Annotated in this window: 19 protein-coding genes; 10 read left to right on the top strand and 9 right to left on the bottom strand. The window is 46.4% G+C overall.

Annotated features, from left to right (window positions below; genetic code table 11):
• From traN to IEY67_RS25395, 6 genes are all read left to right on the top strand, one after another.
• Positions 1-646, top strand: a 646-nt coding sequence (traN, locus tag IEY67_RS23655; protein WP_229801187.1) for a conjugative transposon protein TraN, incomplete at its 5' end; no start/stop codon positions are given.
• A gap of 2 nt (positions 647-648) precedes the next feature.
• Complete coding sequence (locus tag IEY67_RS23650; RefSeq protein WP_004291523.1) at positions 649-1,224, top strand: conjugal transfer protein TraO; 576 nt, start codon at positions 649-651, stop codon at positions 1,222-1,224.
• Between the two features lie 7 nt (positions 1,225-1,231).
• The gene (locus IEY67_RS23645) at positions 1,232-2,134 is read left to right on the top strand and encodes a DUF8464 domain-containing protein (RefSeq protein ID WP_004291524.1); all 903 of its coding nucleotides are present in this window, start codon (positions 1,232-1,234) and stop codon (positions 2,132-2,134) included.
• Complete coding sequence (locus IEY67_RS23640) at positions 2,131-2,634, top strand: DUF3872 domain-containing protein (protein WP_004291525.1); 504 nt, start codon at positions 2,131-2,133, stop codon at positions 2,632-2,634. The genes IEY67_RS23645 and IEY67_RS23640 overlap by 4 nt, the downstream gene beginning before the upstream one ends.
• Complete coding sequence (locus tag IEY67_RS23635; RefSeq protein ID WP_004291526.1) at positions 2,631-3,158, top strand: glycoside hydrolase family protein; 528 nt, start codon at positions 2,631-2,633, stop codon at positions 3,156-3,158. The genes IEY67_RS23640 and IEY67_RS23635 overlap by 4 nt, the downstream gene beginning before the upstream one ends.
• A 64-nt stretch (positions 3,159-3,222) precedes the next feature.
• Positions 3,223-3,612 carry a hypothetical protein gene (locus tag IEY67_RS25395; RefSeq protein WP_004291527.1) on the top strand — a complete coding sequence of 130 codons (390 nt, stop codon included), beginning with the start codon at positions 3,223-3,225 and terminating at the stop codon, positions 3,610-3,612.
• Between the two features lie 33 nt (positions 3,613-3,645).
• Here IEY67_RS25395 and IEY67_RS23620 read toward each other — a convergent pair whose 3' ends face one another.
• From IEY67_RS23620 to IEY67_RS23580, 9 genes are all read right to left on the bottom strand, one after another.
• Positions 3,646-3,954: a hypothetical protein gene (locus IEY67_RS23620; protein ID WP_004304290.1), complete on the bottom strand. Its 309-nt coding sequence runs from the start codon at positions 3,952-3,954 to the stop codon at positions 3,646-3,648.
• A gap of 53 nt (positions 3,955-4,007) precedes the next feature.
• Positions 4,008-4,253 (bottom strand): DUF6956 domain-containing protein, encoded by a 246-nt coding sequence (locus IEY67_RS23615; protein WP_004291529.1) that lies wholly within the window; start codon positions 4,251-4,253, stop codon positions 4,008-4,010.
• Positions 4,250-4,483, bottom strand: a complete 234-nt coding sequence (locus tag IEY67_RS23610) for a DUF3873 domain-containing protein (RefSeq protein WP_004304291.1) — start codon at positions 4,481-4,483, stop codon at positions 4,250-4,252. The genes IEY67_RS23615 and IEY67_RS23610 overlap by 4 nt, the downstream gene beginning before the upstream one ends.
• A gap of 19 nt (positions 4,484-4,502) precedes the next feature.
• Entirely contained in the window at positions 4,503-4,760 is a 258-nt protein-coding gene (locus tag IEY67_RS23605; RefSeq protein WP_004291531.1) for a DUF8466 domain-containing protein, read from the bottom strand.
• 24 nt (positions 4,761-4,784) lie between these two features.
• The gene (locus IEY67_RS23600) at positions 4,785-6,116 is read right to left on the bottom strand and encodes a PcfJ domain-containing protein (RefSeq protein WP_004291532.1); all 1,332 of its coding nucleotides are present in this window, start codon (positions 6,114-6,116) and stop codon (positions 4,785-4,787) included.
• Complete coding sequence (locus IEY67_RS23595) at positions 6,113-6,529, bottom strand: PcfK-like family protein (RefSeq protein ID WP_004291533.1); 417 nt, start codon at positions 6,527-6,529, stop codon at positions 6,113-6,115. Before IEY67_RS23595 ends, IEY67_RS23600 begins: the two co-directional genes overlap by 4 nt.
• Positions 6,530-6,542: 13 nt before the next feature.
• Complete coding sequence (locus IEY67_RS23590; RefSeq protein ID WP_004291534.1) at positions 6,543-6,764, bottom strand: hypothetical protein; 222 nt, start codon at positions 6,762-6,764, stop codon at positions 6,543-6,545.
• 11 nt (positions 6,765-6,775) lie between these two features.
• The gene (locus tag IEY67_RS23585; protein WP_004291535.1) at positions 6,776-6,991 is read right to left on the bottom strand and encodes a hypothetical protein; all 216 of its coding nucleotides are present in this window, start codon (positions 6,989-6,991) and stop codon (positions 6,776-6,778) included.
• Between the two features lie 161 nt (positions 6,992-7,152).
• Positions 7,153-7,539: a hypothetical protein gene (locus IEY67_RS23580; protein WP_009126113.1), complete on the bottom strand. Its 387-nt coding sequence runs from the start codon at positions 7,537-7,539 to the stop codon at positions 7,153-7,155.
• A 575-nt stretch (positions 7,540-8,114) separates the two neighbouring features.
• Here IEY67_RS23580 and IEY67_RS23575 point away from each other — a divergent pair.
• The 4 genes from IEY67_RS23575 to IEY67_RS23560 all read left to right on the top strand — a co-directional run bounded on the left by IEY67_RS23575 (position 8,115) and on the right by IEY67_RS23560 (position 19,276).
• Positions 8,115-9,488 carry a sugar porter family MFS transporter gene (locus IEY67_RS23575; protein WP_122376263.1) on the top strand — a complete coding sequence of 458 codons (1,374 nt, stop codon included), beginning with the start codon at positions 8,115-8,117 and terminating at the stop codon, positions 9,486-9,488.
• Positions 9,489-9,498: 10 nt separating this feature from the next.
• On the top strand, positions 9,499-12,786 hold the full coding sequence (locus tag IEY67_RS23570) for a DUF5107 domain-containing protein (protein WP_183672044.1): 3,288 nt from the start codon (positions 9,499-9,501) through the stop codon (positions 12,784-12,786).
• 49 nt (positions 12,787-12,835) lie between these two features.
• Positions 12,836-15,619 (top strand): glycoside hydrolase family 2 protein, encoded by a 2,784-nt coding sequence (locus tag IEY67_RS23565; RefSeq protein WP_183672043.1) that lies wholly within the window; start codon positions 12,836-12,838, stop codon positions 15,617-15,619.
• Positions 15,620-16,006: 387 nt separating this feature from the next.
• Positions 16,007-19,276 (top strand): SusC/RagA family TonB-linked outer membrane protein, encoded by a 3,270-nt coding sequence (locus IEY67_RS23560; RefSeq protein WP_122353541.1) that lies wholly within the window; start codon positions 16,007-16,009, stop codon positions 19,274-19,276.
• Positions 19,277-19,281 lie beyond the last annotated feature (5 nt).

Below are 19,281 nucleotides of genomic sequence, written 5' to 3'. Positions count from 1 at the left end.
TGGAGGCGAGTATTTGGAAACCTACTGTAGAAATACAGCAAGGCGCTGGGTGCTTAGCCTACACGTGAAGTACGCCGCCGAACCGCTGTTGCTCAACGTGGAGATGTGCGACTTCATCCATGACGGCAGCACGGTGAACCGCCCGAACAACGCGCAGGAAATCTATCTGAAAGAGCTGGGCAGCGAAAGCCCGATGCTGGTGCGCCTTATCATGAAGTCCATCCACAAACAGAACAAGCGCGAGGTGAAGCATATCGGCTGCAAGCGTTTCGGCATCCAATACCTGTTGAAAGGCATCTACACGCACAACGGCTTGCTTTATTTCCACACGGAGATAAAGAACCAGAGCAACGTGCCTTTCGATGTGGACTACATCACTTGGAAAATCGTGGACAAGAAGGTTGCGAAGCGTACTGCCGTGCAGGAGCAGATTATTCTGCCGCTCCGCGCGCAGAACTACGCCACCCTCGTGCCGGGCAAAAAGAGCGAGCGCACGGTCTTCACGATGGCGAAGTTCACCATCCCCGATGACAAGTGCCTCGTGGTGGAATTGAACGAGAAGAACGGCGGCCGTCACCAGTCCTTCGTGATTGAGAACGAGGATTTGGTACGCGCGGGTACCATCAACGAACTTCAAGTACGCTGACCATGAGAAAGTACATCGCAATAATCATCGCGTCGCTTGCCCTTTTTACAGGGCAGGCGCACGCCCAGCGGTGTCTGCCGAAGATGCAGGGCATCGAGGTGAGGGCGGACATGGCGGACGGCTTCAATCTCGGCGGCAAGGACGGCGGGTACAGCTTCGGGGCGGCTCTCTCCACCTACACGAAGAAGGGGAACAAGTGGGTGTTCGGTGGCGAATACCTGTTGAAGAACAATCCCTACAAGGACACCAAGATACCCGTGGCGCAGTTCACGGCGGAGGGCGGCTATTACTTCAAGATACTGTCGGACGCCCGAAAGATTGTTTTCGTCTATGCCGGGGCTTCGGCTCTCGCCGGATATGAGGCGGTAAATTGGGGGAAGAAGGTGCTGCATGACGGCTCCACGCTGCACGACCGGGACGCCTTCATCTACGGCGGTGCGCTGACGCTCGATGTGGAGTGTTACGTGGCAGACCGTATCGCCCTGCTTGCCAACCTGCGGGAGCGTTGCCTTTGGGGTGGCGACACACGGAAGTTCCACACGCAGTTCGGGGTCGGTATCAAGTTCATCATCAACTGACACGGGCATGGAAAGGACGGAAATAGATGCTGTCAGAAGGATGCCGCTTGCGGATTTTCTCGCACGGCTGGGGCATGAGCCTGTCAGAAGGAGCGGTAACGAGCTGTGGTATCTTGCCCCGTACAGGGGCGAGCGCACATCCTCTTTCCGTGTGAACGTGGCGAAACAGCTCTGGTACGACTTCGGTTTGGGCAAGGGCGGCGACATCTTCACGCTTGCCGGGGAGTTTCTGCAAAGCGATGACTTCATGAAGCAAGCGAAGTTCATAGCGGAAGCCGCCAATATGACGGTTGCCGGATGGGAAAAGCCCGTCTATCTCTCGAAGCCGACCGAATCCGTTTTTGAGGATGTGGAGGTCGCTCCGCTGCTCCGCTCACTGCTGACGGAGTATTTAGAGGAACGGGGCATCCCTTACGCCATCGCATCCCGTCACTGCTGCCGCTTGAACTACGGTGTGCGTGGGAAACGGTATTTTGCCGTTGGCTTTCCGAACATGGCAGGTGGCTATGAAGTCAGAAGCCGATATTTCAAGGGTTGCATACCTCCGAAGTCTGTATCACTGGTAAAGGCGAATGACATCCCGGCTGACGAGTGCCTCGTGTTCGAGGGCTTCATGGACTTTCTCTCTGCCGTGACGCTTGGTGTAACCGGTAACGCTGACTGTCTTGTGCTGAACTCAGTCGCCAACGTGGAGAAGGCGGCGGGATTGCTGGACGGATACGGGCGCATCGGCTGCTTCCTCGACCGTGACGAAGCCGGACGGCGGACGCTTGCCGCACTTACCATGCGATACGGGGAACGTGTCACCGACCGTTCCTCCCTCTATGACGGTTGCAAGGACTTGAACGAGTACCTGCAACTGACAACGAAAAAACAGAAAAACAACCATCTAAAAATCGAAGAACAATGAACATACTGAACAACAGAAACAAGAGAACATCAATATTCAAGGCAGTGGCGTTATGCCTGATAGCCGCCATGTCATTCACCCTCGTGTCATGTGACGATGACATGGACATCCAGCAGTCCTATCCCTTCACGGTGGAGGTCATGCCCGTGCCGAACAAGGTAGTAAAGGGGCAGACAGTGGAAATCCGCTGTGAACTGAAAAAGGAGGGCGACTTTTCGGGTACGCTCTATACCATCCGCTATTTCCAGTTCGAGGGGGAAGGCTCGCTCAAAATGGATAACGGCATCACCTTCCTGCCTAACGACCGCTACCTGCTGGAGAACGAAAAATTCCGCCTGTACTACACGGCGGCGGGTGATGAGGCGCATAATTTCATCGTGGTGGTGGAGGATAACTTTAGCAACTCCTACGAACTGGAATTTGACTTCAACAACAGGAATGTAAAGGACGACGATCTTACCATCGTTCCCATCGGCAACTTCAGCCCCTTGTTGAAATGATGCGTGTATTCATGACAATGCTCTGTTCACTTCTGACGGTCTGTTCTGTGTCCGCGCAGATCAGCCGCCAAGAGGGAACGGACGGGCAGGCGGCAATCTACCGACTGCCGCTTATGGAACGTGCTTTTTTATGCTGCCGCTACTTTGAAGGCTGGCACTCAGAAAAACACTACCCATACGTCGGTTGGGGTCACAAACTTTTGCCAAACGAGAAGTATTCGGCACGAACCATGACAAAACGGGATGCGGATGAACTTTTGCGGAAAGACCTGCGCAAATTTGTCGCCATGTTCCGTAAATTCGGGGTTGATTCGATTTTGCTTGGCACGTTAGCTTACAATGTGGGACCGGCGAAGCTGTTAGGCAGCAAAACAATCCCCAAAAGCACCTTAATCAAGAAGCTGGAAGCTGGTGACAGGAACATCTACCGTGAGTATATAGCCTTCTGCAACTACAAAGGAAAACGCCACGCCATGCTGCTCAAACGGAGAAAGGCGGAGTTTGCGCTGTTGTATATCCCATAAAAGGACTGACAAAACTGGCAAAAGACGTGCCATATTTAACTTGGCACGTCTTTTGCTCTATCACTTGATAGATTATCGTAGGATTTTCTCGTTAATTGACATCGTTGAGCCATTTTTGCCTATCGGTTTCCAAATAACACTTCAAGTTGTAAGTGTTGTGAGAGCAATACAAAACATAGTTATTAACCATAAAAAGTATAGCGAAATTATGAAGAAAGTATTTAGGAAAATTCAGAAAGGAACAACAAAAATGATTGAACGTATCAAATCGTTGGGGGAAATGGAGACGAAGCAGAAATGTGTAGTTCAACGGTTCGAGATTATCATTCCCCTCCACCAAAAAATAACGACCCAATATATAGCCTCCGCAAGTTTTACTTGCGGATTTTTTAGTTATCGCAGATTGGACAAAGGTTTCTTTGCTACTTTCTTTGTCCGCCATCATGCTCACTGAAAGAAAGTAGGGCGGCTCTCGCCGCCCCGCCACTCAAAAGCGTGTGTAAAGTCCCGTCACCATCGTGAACATTTCCTCCAGCATATCAAAATAGATACCCTCGTGTACGGCAATGTCCTTTGTCTTGCACTCAAAGGTCTTTTTGCTGAACGTCCTGCGGTAGAAGCGCATATTGTAGAGGTCTGCCCCTTCGTCATAGATGATGTCAAGGCGGTTGGCACTTGTTTTGTTCCTTGCAAGGCTCATCCGTAAGCCGTTGCCCATATCTATGAAATCACGGCTACCTGTCATGGCGGTGAAGCGTTTTCCGCCTATCTGCTGTAATATCGTCTTGGCTATCATATCTTTTGTTTTTAGGGTTTTAAGTATTGGCGGTGCGGACACCGCCATCCCGTTCAAAATTCTCGCATTTCGGAAATGGGGGTCTGCCGTTGTAGCCACTCTTTCACACATTCCATATTGTACTCGCTCGTGATGACTGCCGTATGGCTGTCGGTGGCGGTGAAACGTGTGCTTTCGTAATCATCTATCCACCCCTTGAGGGTGTCCGTTCCCCACGCTCCGGTATCGTCAAAGATACCGTCCAATGCCGTGATAGGTTCGCTGAACTTGACTATCAGCGTTTGATAGGTCGTGTTCATAGTCTGTCCTCCTTTCCCTTCTTTGCGTTCAGCCACTTGTCCCGTGCGGCTCGGCACTCGTCCAACGTGGGTTTGACACAAGAGAACAATTCTCTGTCTATGGGGTGGCGGTAGTCGTACTGCACAAGTGTCCGCCTGCGTCTTCCGATACCCGATTGGAAACGCTCGTATTTCTCCGTACCTGCTTCCGCGCAGGTGCTTACTCCGTTGATGGTCATTCGTGTTGTCATAATGTTGCTTTTTAGATGGTTAAAAATGTACTGACAGAACTCTGTTCTTCATCACCATTTCGGGGTTGCTTGTGTAGCGTTGGTGCAGGTAGAAATGGTGTGAGCCGAAGCCGTAAAGGAAAAACTTGTCAAGTTCGTGCTTCTCGGCAAACTCCTTTACGCTCTTTCTCAATTCCCCCTCACTCGTTGTGAGAGTGAGGAGGTTCACAAATTCAAGGAACATCGTGGGGATTGCATCATCCCACACACAAATCATACTTTCAATTCTTACTTCCATATCAATGTTGTTTTAGGGGTTATGCTATGCCGCTTTCATCCGCTCACGGATAAGGTTGGCGTTCTTGTTCACAAGGTCTATGATGCGCTCGTGATATTCGGTGTCCTGGTTGTGCTTGCCGTGGCACTGCACCACTTCGAGGGTTCGCAAGTCCACCTCTACGGTTTCAATAATCTCATCGCCAATCCTTGCCGATAGTATGAGGGTGTCGGCTTTCTTGTAGTATCCACTGCCAAACACGCAGATGCCCTGCGTCTTGCCCTCGTTGTAATACTCGTCTATGCTTTCAAGCACCTTGACGATTATTTCCTCGTCCGTGATTACCAAGCCGAAGAATTTGGATTTGTTGGCGATGAAATCCTCCGCATCTTTCTTTCGTTGGAGTTGTCGCTGTTGCTCACGCTCACGCCTTTCAATCTCCCAACGGCGTTGCTCTGCGGCTCTTTCCTTCTCGTGTATGGCTTCAATTTTTCGGGTTGCGTTGTCGTGTGCCGCCATGAAATCTTCGGGACAGATGTTCTTCGGGTTACGGAGGTCTTGACCGAGTTTTTTGAGCATACGCAGATAGTCGCACCACATTGAGAGGTTGTCTATCTGATACTTGTGACGCTTGGCAATCAGATATGATGCCCAACATTCATCGGCAGTACGGGTATTGAAAAGAAAGTGTTTCATGACCTCAATCTCACCGCCTTTCATAAGGGTTTCAATTCTTGGGTCTGAAAGCAAGGCTTTGAAAAGACGCACGGGGGAGATGCCGTGGAAATCGCCCTTGAAGCCGTTACGTCTGAGTTGGGGCAATATCCTCATCTTTGGATATGCACAGCTTCTTGCCACCACATCATCGTATAGGCTGTTGTGCGGTCTTACCTCCATATCGCTGCCTAATGCCCACACATCGCAATAGCAGAAAAGGAAGCCACGGAGCAACGCCATGTCCGTAACCTTGCCGTCGGGTGAAATCCAACGCTGCACGACCTCGTGGCAGTAGAAACGCATCGGTTCGCCTTTCCTGCTCTCGCATCTGACCTGCGCCACGCGGATTACCTGATACCCTTTGCAGGTGGTTATCACGCTGAAATTCTGCGTTTCCTTGTAGATGCGTCTGCGTGTGTCCTGCACTTTGAGTTCGGCATGGCATTTGGGGCAGGTGCAGCCTTCAAGGGTGTCGCATAGTCCGCTGTCGCTGTGCCACTCGTGACCGCAGTCGGAACAGGTGATGTTCCCTTTCTTGGTGCGGTAGCCGATATGCTCAACGCAGTGGCGGTATGCCCAATCTATTTGTGTCGCTGATATGGGGCGAAGGTTGGCGGAAAGTCTTGCCACCTCTTTCTGTATCTTGGTCTTCGGTTTCATAAGCCTAAATCAAATAATGAGGGTTGGGGTTGGTTTTCTTTTCTCGCTGACGGTCTGTGGCGGTTCTGCAACTTGCGGAGTTCCTCCTCTTGGTATTTGCGGACAGCGTTCTGACGTGCCTCCGCCTTTTCCTCTGCCGTGAGTTTCACAACGTGGTTCACAACCACTTGGCAGTCCATCGGTTTGCCCACCTCTATCTCGTTTTCCTCATAGTAGTGGATGGCTTGCCCGAATATCTCTCCGTCCGTGAAACCGTTGCAACCGCTTTTCTGCACATAGTTCAGAATGTGGGTCACGCACTCGTCCATGTTCTTGGCAGGGTTGCGGTACTTCTTTGCAAATAGCGCATCTTCCTCCGCACGCTGTTCCAAGTACATATATATCGTTCTCTTGAAATGGTCTGTTCCTTTCATATCGCTGTCATTTTTAGATTATCTGTTTCAGTATCTCTCTCCAATAGGTCGGCTCTACCTCGCTGAGAAGGAAGTCCATGAAATCCCTCCGTGCGTCCTTGTTCAGTTCGTGGTACAATCTTCGGAAAGTTTCAAAATTGCCGTTGATGTACGTTTCCACCATATACACGAAGATGTTGTCCACCTCGTAATATCTGCACTGCTGCGCTGCCGTCTTGCTGTTTCTTTTTGCCATGTCGGTAAGGGTTAAAGGGTGAATAACCAAAGGATGAAGCCAAAGAAGGCAATGGTGGAAAGGATAGCCACGATTACACCTATCGCCACTCGGAACACTCCGTTTACAATCTCTCTGATGATGCCCCAAAGGATGCCGAACACCCCGAAGGCGGTGCGCATCATCAAGCCGCATATCGCCAACCCGATGTGTTGCGCCATTTGTCTGAAATTTGCCGTTGCCGTCATATCTTCGCTGTTTTTGATTTTTTTGTTTTTAATGCGGATTCAAGAGCTGAGGGAGTTGAGTTTCAAACTATCTTATCTGCCTCTCGTTTATCCGACATTTTTTTTATGCGTCTTTCTGTCGCATCGGTCGTTTTCGTTTCGGGTGCTTGAAAAGGTAGGGATTAGGGAATGCAAGGTTTTTCGGTCAAAATACTACCCGCAGGGCTGGAGATTTTTACCGAAAACAGGAGGCTTGACCTTGCTTTCCCGTCCAATCCCGGAATTACCTTTGCGCCCAGAACGAAAATGACTGACTGATGCGGCTTACTGAAAGGCGCAAAATGGAGGTAAACGAAAACAGAGGCAGATTGTGTAGAAAAAAACTTCAGGGGAAAATCCGTAAAAAAAAGAATCACCAAAAGGAAAAAGACATCACCGGAAGCGTGAAAAGGGCAAACCACAACAAAGGAAGTATGATTGTTTCCGATCCGACGGAACTTGTTCAGCCGGGTGGCAACAATCATTCTTCCCGGTTTGTCCGGCTGTGTGTGGGCGCCTGTTTCATTCATGGGGCAGGCTGACACACTCTGCATTCACTTTCCGCTTCCGGCAAAAGAGACAGCGAAAAAAGAAAAATCATTTGAAAACCCGTAAAAGCACCTCTTGGCATAGGCGCAAAAGAAAGGGGCATTGCTTCATCTGTCTAAACATCGTTTAGGCGTGAGGCAATGCCCTTTTCTCCAGCTATGCGGTAGTCGGCACACGTTTGTTCCAAACTCGTTTTGGGCAATGGTGTGCCGACGGACAATACCGCTTTTACGGAAAATTCTTATGAATGAGGGGATAAAAAACGGGAGTTTATATCAAAATCTCGAATTAAATAGCTACTTTTGCATACGAAGAGTTCTTTGAAGGTTACGCAACGCGCAGAAGGATAATGCAGTAGATAACTAACTAAATCGTAACCTATTACTATCAAGAGCAATTAACCTACGCTCATTTCCAATAAATTACACTCTTTTCGTAACTTCAGAATGCAAAGATATAATTAAATCGTAAAATTGTCCATCTTTAAGTCTGTTTTATCTATTTCACTATTTACGGAAAGACTGTTTCTTTGCACCATAACTTTAATTCTATTGTCATGAAGCGAACAACTGCTTATTTATTACTTATCTGTCTTGTCTCAGCCATGGGAGGATTGCTGTTCGGTTACGACTGGGTGGTAATCGGTGGCGCAAAGATATTCTATGAACCGTTCTTTGGATTGGAAGGCTCTGCTGCTCTTCGTGGGTGGGCTATGAGCAGTGCTTTGATCGGTTGCCTGGTCGGTGCATTACTGTCCGGTGAATGGAGTGATAAGTATGGACGGAAAAAGATGTTGATCATCGCTTCTTTTCTTTTTGTATGGTCTGCTTATGGGACAGGAGCGGTCGATAGTTTTACCTGGTTTATCATTTACCGTATAATAGGCGGGTTCGGTATCGGGATTGCTTCGAATGTTTCGCCGGTATATATTGCAGAGGTCGCTCCGGCTTCTGTTCGGGGAAAATTCGTTTCCCTGAATCAGCTGACAATCGTTTTAGGTATCCTGATGGCGCAGTTGGCAAACTGGCAGATTGGTGAATATTTTACACAGGGCGGTGAAACGTTGACAGATAATAGTATCGAATGGGCATGGCGGTGGATGTTCTGGGCGGAACTGATTCCGGCAGGATTATTCTTTGTCCTTTCGTTTATTATTCCGGAGAGCCCGCGCTGGCTGGCTACCGTACAGAAGACGGCGCAGGCACGAACCATCCTGTCGCGTATCGGTGGTGAGCAATATGCTGATCAGACGCTGAATGAACTGGCTCAACTGACCGGTAAAAAAGAAGAAAAAGCGAACTGGGGTGCCCTGTTGCAACCGGGTGTCCGTAATGTGCTGGTGATCGGGATCGTTCTGGCGATCTTCCAGCAATGGTGTGGTATTAATGTGATCTTTAACTATGCACATGAGATCTTCTCGGAAGCCGGTTATGCCGTTTCCGATGTGCTGATGAATATTGTAGTGACAGGAGTGACCAATGTGATCTTTACTTTCGTAGCCATTTACACTGTGGATAAATGGGGTAGACGTACCCTGATGTTTGTCGGTTCGGCGGGGCTGGCTATCATCTATGCCATATTGGGAACCTGCTACTTCCTGGAAATGAGCGGTTGGCCGATGCTTCTGCTGGTAGTGATGGCGATAGCCTGCTATGCGATGTCGCTGGCGCCGGTTGTTTGGGTGGTTCTTTCCGAAATATTCCCGGTGAGGATACGCGGAATGGCCATGGCGATCTCTACTTTCTTCCTTTGGGTGGCCTGTTTCCTGCTGACATATACCTTCCCGATACTGAATGAGGTGGTGGGTGCTTCGGGTACTTTCTGGTTGTATGGCCTTATCTGTCTGGGCGGATTTCTGTTTATCCGTGCAAAACTTCCTGAAACGAAAGGAAAAACTCTGGAAGAACTGGAAAAAGAATTAACAAAATAAATATACTGAAATGACTGAAAATGTGAAAGTTTGGGAAGAAGATATCCTTCTTCCTACCTACGGTATTGGCAAAGCCGAAAAGAATCCGATGTTCCTGGAGAAGCGTGTCTACCAGGGAAGCAGCGGAGTGGTTTATCCTTATCCGGTAGTGGAAAAGATAGAAGATACCTGTGAGGAGAAAAGTTATCATGCGGTTTATCTGGAGAATGAATATATAAAGGTGATGATCCTGCCTGAGTTGGGAGGACGGGTACAAATGGCATACGACAAGATCAAAAACCGCCATTTCATCTATTATAACCATGTCATCAAACCGGCTTTGGTTGGACTGACCGGACCGTGGATCTCAGGCGGTATCGAGTTCAACTGGCCGCAGCATCACCGGCCGAGTACGTTCCTGCCGATCGACTATACAATTGAACGGTGTGCCGACGGCAGTGCTATTGTTTGGGTGAGCGAGCGTGAACGGATGTTCCATCAGAAAGGAATGGCAGGTTTTACCTTGCGTCCGGGACGTGCAGTGTTGGAAATTCAGGGAAAATTGTACAATCCGACACCCATCCCACAGACTTTTCTCTGGTGGGCGAATCCGGCTGTAGCTGTGAATGATGCCTATCAATCTGTGTTTCCTGCCGATGTGAATGCTGTATTCGATCATGGCAAACGGGATGTTTCCCGTTATCCGATTGCAACGGGCACTTATTATAAGATGGATTATTCCGCAGGTGTGGATATTTCCCGTTATAAGAATATACCTGTCCCGACTTCCTATATGGCGATCCGTTCCAAATATAACTTTGTTGGCGGTTATGAAAATGATACCCGTGCCGGTGTCCTGCATGTGGCAAACCATCACATTTCACCGGGAAAAAAGCAGTGGACCTGGGGTAACGGTGATTTCGGACAGGCGTGGGACCGTAACCTGACGGATGCTGACGGACCTTATATCGAATTGATGACAGGTGTTTATACCGACAACCAGCCTGATTTCACCTGGTTGCAACCTTATGAAGAGAAGACCTTTACCCAGTATTTCATGCCTTATCGTGAACTGGGTGTCGTAAAGAACGCTTCTTCCGATCTTTTGATGAACATAGAACCCGATGGAAAGGGCGCTTTATTAAAAGTTTTTGCCACATCAATACAGAAAAGTCTGCATATTACTGTCGAAAAAGCCGGGGAGATTTGTCTCGATATAACCCGCGATATAACCCCGGAAAACGTACTGGAGGAGTTTGTCCCTGTCGATAACTTATGTGATGTAAAGGTTTCTATCTGTAATGCGAAAGGAAAACAGGTACTGACGTGGGAACCGGAGCCGGACGTTATCAAAGAAGTCCCCGAACCTGCAAAAGCTGCGCTCGACCCGGAAGATGTACGGACAACCGAACAACTCTATCTGACCGGTTTGCATCTGGAGCAGTATCGTCATGCCACTTATTCGGCTACGGATTATTACCAGGAAGCCATCCGCCGCGATCCGACCGATGTGCGTAATAATAATGCGATGGGTCTGTGGCTGATCCGCAAAGGGCAGTTTGCCAAAGCAGAACCTTATCTGCGTCAGGCGGTAAAGACATTGACAGAACGGAATCCGAACCCGTACGACGGCGAACCGCTGTATAATCTGGGACTCTCTCTGAAATATCAGGGAAAGAATGAAGAGGCTTATGATTATTTCTATAAAGCCTGTTGGAATGCAGCCTGGCAGGATGCCGGTTATTATTCACTGGCTCAATTGTCGGCTGCCCGTGAAGATTGGGAAGAGGCGCTTTATGAAGTAGATAAATCCCTGCTCCGTAACTGGCATAACTTGCGGGGACGCCATCTGAAGGCGGCTATCCTTCGTCATCTGGGACGGAACGATGAGGCAATCGCTCTGATTGATGATTCGTTACGTATCGATCGTTTCAACTTTGGCTGTGGTTTTGAAAAGTATCTGATAACCGGAGAGGATTCCGATCTGAAAGCATTGATCTCTTTGATGCGTCCGGAAGGACATAATTATGAAGAACTGGCGCTCGATTATGCATCGGCGGGTTGTTGGGAAGAGGCGTTGAAGGTGGCTGATACGGCTATCGGACAAGCTGTTTCCGATCAGACGATGTTGCATTATTATAAGAGTTGGTTCCTGATCCGTCTGGACAGGAAAGAAGAGGCTTTGGCGGCAATACGTGAGGCGGAAAAACAACAGCCTGATTGTTGTTTCCCGAATACGCTGGAAGCTATTCAAGCTCTTCAGGCTGTTATCGATTTTGCAGCCGAGACTCCGAAGGCTCTTTATTACCTGGGTAATCTGTGGTATGACAAACGCCAGTATCCGGAAGCGATTGCTTGTTGGGAAGCTTCTAAAAAACAGGATGAAACTTTCCCGACCGTGTTGCGTAACCTTTCATTGGCTTATTTCAATAAACTGGGTAAACAAGAAGAGGCGGTTGTCTTGTTGGAGAAGGCTTTTGCTCTCGATACGACAGATGCGCGTGTCCTGATGGAGCTCGATCAATTGTATAAGCGTCTTAACCGTTCGCATGCCGACCGGCTTGCATTCCTCGACAAACATAAAGAGGTCGCTTTCCTGCGTGACGATCTATATCTGGAATATATAACCTTGCTCAACCAGTTGGGACGATATGAAGAAGCGATCCGTATGATCGATGCCCGCCAGTTCCATCCCTGGGAAGGGGGGGAAGGAAAGGTTCCTGCACAGTATCAGCTTGCCCGTGTAGAGTTGGTAAAGATGTTGCTGTCTGAAGGGAAATATCCGGAAGCCTTGAACCTGATCGAAGAATGTTTCACTTATCCGCATAATATGGGTGAAGGAAAGTTGTACGGTGCACAGGAGAACGATTTCAATTATTATAAGGCATGTGCTTTGCAAGGTTTGGGTAAAGATCAGGAAGCGGAAACTTTGTTCCTTCAGGCAAGTGTCGGGAACAGCCAGCCTGCAGCTGCTATGTATTACAACGACCAAAAGCCGGATAAGATCTTTTATCAGGGACTGGCATTGCGTAAGTTGGGGCGCGAAGATGAAGCACGGGGGCGTTTCAATAACCTGATCTCTTACGGAGAAAAGCATGTTTACGATGTTTTCAAGATGGATTATTTCGCCGTTTCCCTACCTGACTTGCAGATTTGGGAAGACGATATGAATAAAAAGAACCGTATTCATTGCAATTACCTGATGGCATTAGGCCACCTGGGATTAGGAAATAACGAAAAGGCAATGAAGTATTTCGATATTGCCGCTGAAATGGATAATAATCATCAGGGAGTACAGATACATCGGGAGATGATTTGATTTTTCCGATGATCTGAACAGCTAATTTGCACATCAATAATTAATAGATATGTTGAAGAATTTTTTATCTATATGTTTTGTATTGATGATGTTTACCTCTTGCAAGGAGGCATCGTCGGTGATCTCTTTGGCCGGAGAATGGCAATTTGCGATGGATAGTACCGATGTCGGTGTATCGGAGAAATGGTTCGACCGTTCGTTTGCCGATAAAATCCGATTGCCGGGAACGACCGACGAAGCAGGATATGGTGTTCCGAACACTTTGCCGCCTTCTATCAGTAAACCACAGATATTTCATCTTACCCGTAAAAACAGTTATGTCGGTCCGGCCTGGTATTCTCGTGAAGTAACGATTCCATCGGACTGGAAAGAGAAATCTATCGAACTAAAGCTGGAGCGTGTTATCTGGCAGACAAGGGTATGGGTAGATGGGAAGCCGGTATCAGGTCGTTGTGAGAGCCTGATCAGTCCGCATATTTTTGATCTGACGGAATACCTGACACCGGGGAAACATAAGTTGACAGTCCGTGTCGATAACCGGAAACAACATGATATTTCTATCGATGATAAGGCGCATGCCTATACGAATGAAACACAGATCATGTGGAACGGTATTATCGGTGAAATATCTCTTACGGCTAAAAATGCCCTTTCCATCGAAGATTTGCAAGTGTATCCGGACGTTTCCGGCCGACAAGTGCATGTGAAAGGTAGGATCAATAATCGTGGTGAGGCCACAAAAGGTTCTTTGCAGGCTGTAGTACAAAAACAGAAGAATACCCCGATTACAACCGTGACGCGTGATATGGAATTTCCATCGGGAGAATCGTTGCTGGACATCACCTGCCCGATGGGTGACTCGATGCAGGTATGGAATGAATTTACTCCGACATTGTATCAATTGGATCTGAAGGTCGAAGCCGGTTCGGTGAAAGCCGGGCGGAGTACGAAGTTCGGTATGCGCGAATTCCGGCATAATCAATCGGACCTGCTGTTGAATGGAAATAAAGCTTTCTTGCGGGGAACGCTCGAATGTTGTGTTTTCCCGCTCACCGGGCGTCCTCCAATGGAACCCGAGGGATGGAAGAAAGTCTTTCTGACTGCCCGTGAATGGGGATTGAACCATTTGCGTTTCCACTCCTGGTGTCCGCCGGAAGCAGCTTTTCAGGTTGCTGACTCTTTAGGTTTTTATCTACAGGTAGAGCTTCCTCTCTGGTCGTTAAGCGTGGGACAAGATCAGAAAACAAACGAATATTTGTATGCTGAAGCTGACCGTATCCTGTCTGAATACGGTAATCATCCCTCTTTTTGTTTCCTGAGTCTGGGGAATGAGTTGCAACCGGACTTTAATTTCCTTTCCCGGTTACTGAGTTATGTGAAGGCTAAAGATCCGCGTCATCTGTATACAACCACTTCTTTCACTTTCGAAGGTGGACATGGCGACTGGCCTGAACCGGACGATGATTTCTTTATTACGCAATGGACTAAAAAAGGTTGGGTACGCGGTCAGGGAGTCTTCGATACCCAGTCTCCTTCGTTCGATAAAGATTATACAGCTTCTGTGGAGGGAATGACAGTTCCGTTGATCACGCATGAGGTCGGACAATATTCGGTATACCCGAACCTGAAAGAGATCGAAAAATATACCGGTGTACTCGACCCTCTGAACTTTAAAGGAGTAAAACAGGAACTGGAAAAGAAAGGTTTGTTGGATAAAGCCGACGATTACCTGAAAGCTTCCGGTTATCTGGCTGCCCTTTTATATAAAGAAGAGATTGAACGTGCGATGAAAACGGCCGGATGTAGCGGTTTCCAGCTTCTCGACTTGCATGATTTTCCGGGGCAAAGCACTGCTTTGGTAGGTCTGTTGGACGCATTTTGGGACAGTAAAGGCGTAACCGATGCTGCGATTTTCCGTCAGGCTAGTTCTCCGGTATCTCCTTTGGTACGTTTTCCGAAAGCCGTTTATACCAATGACGAGCCTTTTGCTGCTACGGTTGAGATTGCCAATTTTACAGATAAAGAATTGAAAAATCAATCTGTCTCCTGGTCTTTGAAAGATGACAAGGGTAAAGTGGTGAATGAAGGGACAATGACTTGTCCGTCACTTGCCATCGGATTGAATAAGTTGCCTGAAACGATTACCAGCCCGTTAAATCAACCAGAGGCTGCCCGGTTAACCCTGTCCGTTGTATTGGATAACACTCCTTATAAAAATGAATGGAGTATTTGGGTATATCCGGCTCAACCGGATTTAGATAAAGGAGAGATCATCGTTACGCGTGATCTGAATGAAGCCGTAAGAGCTTTGGCAGGAGGGAAGAAAGTCTTGTATAATCCGGATTATAGGCAAACGGTAGGACTGGAAGGCAAATTTGTTCCGGTTTTCTGGAGTCCGGTTCATTTTCCGAAACAGGCGGGTTCAATGGGTATCTTATGTGATGCGGCACATCCGGCATTCGGCCATTTCCCGACAGGTAATTATACCGACTGGCAATGGTGGCCGTTGTTGAAACAGTCTAAAACGATCGTGACAGATAGTCTGCCTGCCGTGACCCCCTTGGTAGAAGTGATCGATAATTTTGCGAATAACCGCCGTTTATCGAATCTGTTCGAGGTGAAAGTCGGACCGGGTAAATTGCTTTTCTGCTCTATGGACCTGTTGTCTGACTGGAAACAGCGTCCGGAAGCACGGCAATTATATTTCAGCCTGCTTGAATATATGAAAAGCGACTCTTTTAGTCCGTCGAACACGATGGAATCGGATGTTTTGGCTCGGTTACATACGGGGAAAGTTTCTTCGAATGAGGCAAAGCCGGAAGATATTTACTGATTAAAACAGGATAACAGGCAATGTTTCAGAATCTATAGTAGGTAATATGGTAATAGTGACGTTTTTAAGCGGATAGTCCATTTATGAAATATTGGAATTAAATGGAATAGTTTAAAAGGTGTTGTTAAAAACTCTGTTTGTATATTGAATATTAAATATGTTGTGCATATTTGTGCAATACGGGACTTTATTGTGTGAGTTTCGGTATATGAGATGTGTGTTAATTTATATCATAATATAGTCCATTATATAATTATTTTATCTATTTGTTACTTAAAGCTAACCATGTTACTTTACAGTATCCTTAAGTCCGGATTTAATTAGAATTTTAGGTGAAAGAATGTTTAGATTATCATAGACTAGTATTAATTAAATCGTTTTAGTATTATGAAAATTAGTGAGAATAATGAGAAGAGGAAATATTTCTATTTCCTGTTTGGACATAAAACTGTCCGGCTGTTACTGGCAGTCTCTCTACAATGTGGTGCATTTATCCCTTGTGCTTTTGGGGATAACAATCTGAAGATTAGTGTAATGAATCAAGATGAAAATGTGAGTGGTGTGGTTCATGATGCGACAGGAATGCCTTTAATAGGGGTTTCTGTAGTGGTAAAAGGAACAACACAGGGAGTTGTTACCGATTTGGATGGCAAATTTAGCCTGGAAGTTCCACGAGGCAGCGTTTTGGTTTTCTCTTATATAGGAATGCAAACAGTTGAAATAAATGTTGCAAACCAAAAAGAAATAAACGTAGTCATGCAGGAAAATACGGAGTCGATTGACGAAGTTGTTGTAATAGGTTTTGGTACCCAGAAAAAAGTGAACTTGACAGGTTCTGTGGGTATTGCTGACGCAAAAGCTTTGGAATCACGTCCTGTAATGACAGCAGCCCAAGCTTTGCAAGGTTTGGTACCGGGGTTGCAGATATCTCAGAATATGGGAGGATTGGAAAAACGTGCAAGTATGAATATTCGCGGTACCGCGACAATCGGTAAAGGATCGAGTGGTAGTCCTCTTATTCTGATAGATGGAATGGAGGGGGATATTGATGCTATAAATCCTCAGGATATAGAAAATATTTCAGTATTGAAAGATGCGGCGGCATCTTCGATTTATGGTTCCCGTGCACCTTTTGGGGTAATTTTAGTAACGACTAAGAAGGGGAGAAGTGGGAAGCCTACAGTAAATTATAATAATAGTTTCCGATGGAGTGATCCGGTCTTATTGCCTCAGATGGCCGATTCCTACACTTTCGCAACATATTTTAATGATGCTTGTATCAATGGTGGAGCTGCTCCACAGTTTGGAGATGACCAGATGCAACGGATTAAAGATTATCAGAGTGGCAAACTCACTGCTTCTGTACCTGTAAATCCGAGTAATCCTAAGATGTGGGGAGATGGCTATCTTTATGGAAATGATAATGTAGATTGGTACGATGTTGTTTATCGTAACTGGGTATTTTCTCAGGAACATAATTTGAGTTTGAGTGGCGGAAATGAGTCTGTTAATTATTATGTGTCTATGAACTATCTGGATCAGAACGGAATGATGAAGTTGAGCCAGGATACTTATGACAGATATACGGGAACAGCTAAGATTAATGTAAAAATAACCGATTGGGCACAGTTGAATTATAGCAATCGTTTTATCAGGGAAGATTTGAAGCGTCCTTCTTTTCTCCGGGATGATCTCTTTCATGATTTAGGACGTCAGGGATGGCCAACTCTTCCGTTGTATGACCCCAATGGTAATTTGTATGCGTCTCCGTCTCCTGCTTTGAATTTACGGGACGGCGGCTCTGGTATATACCAGACAGACTACTTGTACCAGCAGGCCCAAGTAGTCTTGGAACCTATTAAAGGTTGGAAAACTTTTGTGGATTTTAATTATAGGATCAAAAATGCGAACACCCATTGGGAAATCCAAAAGACTTATAATCATGATGTGGAAGGTAAGCCTTACCCATACAATAATAACTCGCATGTACATGAAGACCATGCAAAAGAAAACTATACAAATTTTAGTGCATATACGGAATATACGAAGTCGTTGGAATCCGGACATAATTTTAAAGGAATGATTGGATTTCAGTCGGAATTAATGAAGAAGAAGGTGTTTGGACTTCAACGAGAAGGCATAATTATTCCTTCTTTGCCGGAGGTTGATTTAACGACTGGCCTGGATGTTTATGGAGCAGAAGTTACTCCATCTGTGAACGGAGCTTCTGATCATTGGGCGACAGCAGGCTTTTTTGGACGTATTAACTATGATTATCAACAAAAATATTTACTGGAAGTCAATTTGCGTTACGATGGAACTTCTCGTTTTAGGGCAGACAACCGTTGGAGTTGGTTCCCTTCTTTTTCTGTCGGATGGAATGTTGCCAGAGAAGCGTTTTGGTCTAACCTGGAGGAATATATAAGTACGTTTAAATTTAGGGGGTCATATGGTGAATTAGGCAACCAAAATACGGATAGTTGGTATCCGACTTATCAGGCAATGACGGTTAAGGCATCCAATGGCGATTGGTTGATGAATGGAATAAAACCAAACACATCAGCTGCTCCGGGGTTGGTTAGCTCTACTATGACGTGGGAGCGTGTAAAAACATGGAATGTCGGTCTGGATTTTGCTGCGATAAACAATCGCTTGAATGGTTCGTTGGATGTTTATTCGAGAAAAACAATCGACATGGTGGGACCGGCGCCGGAATTACCTGTTACTTTGGGAACCGCGGTTCCTCAAACAAATAATACAGACTTAAGAACATACGGATGGGAATTATCCGTTGGCTGGAATGACCAGCTTAAATGCGGCCTTGGCTATGGTGTTAAATTCTTATTGTCCGATTCTCAAACAGAAATTACACGTTACCCGAATGAGACAGGATCTTTGGATAAAGATACATACAGAGCAGGTATGATGCTGGGTGAAATATGGGGATATGAAACGATAGGAATTGCAAAAACTCAGGAAGAGATGGATGCCCATTTGGCTTCATTACCTAACGGAGGACAGGATGCGATCGGTAATCGCTGGGGAGCTGGTGATATTATGTATGCTGACTTGAATGGAGATGGAAAAATCGATAACGGAGCTAATACGGAAGGGAACCATGGAGATATGAAAGTTATAGGTAATAATACTCCCCGGTATTTATTCGGTTTGGATTTGAATTTAGATTATAAAGGATTTGATTTTCGTGCATTTTTCCAGGGAGTGATGAAAAGAGACTATTTTCAGAGTAGTTATTATTTCTGGGGTGCTGCATCTTCTGTTTGGGAATCGACCTGTATGCTTCCTCATCTGGATTATTTTAGAGAAAATCCTGATCATATATTGGGACAGAATCTGGATTCTTATTTTCCACGACCTGATTTCAGTACTTCAAAGAATCAACAAACCCAATCCCGCTACTTGCAGAATGCTGCTTACATTCGCCTGAAAAATATACAATTAGGATATACTTTACCGGAATTGATCACAAAAAAATTCCTTGTGTCTAAGTTAAGAGTATATGTTTCCGGTGAAAATTTATGGACTGGCACTAAAATGTTTGGGACATTTGATCCCGAAACTATTGATGGAGGATGGAATGGCAGTGTTTATCCCCTTTCTAAAACATTATCAGTTGGGTTAAGTCTTACTTTTTAAATAGA

The sequence above is a fragment of the Parabacteroides faecis genome (genome assembly GCF_014647375.1).
Classification (GTDB): Bacteria; Bacteroidota; Bacteroidia; order Bacteroidales; family Tannerellaceae; genus Parabacteroides; species Parabacteroides faecis.
The sequence above is the reverse complement of the archived record's forward strand: the minus strand, read 5'-3'. Positions and strand labels throughout refer to the sequence as shown.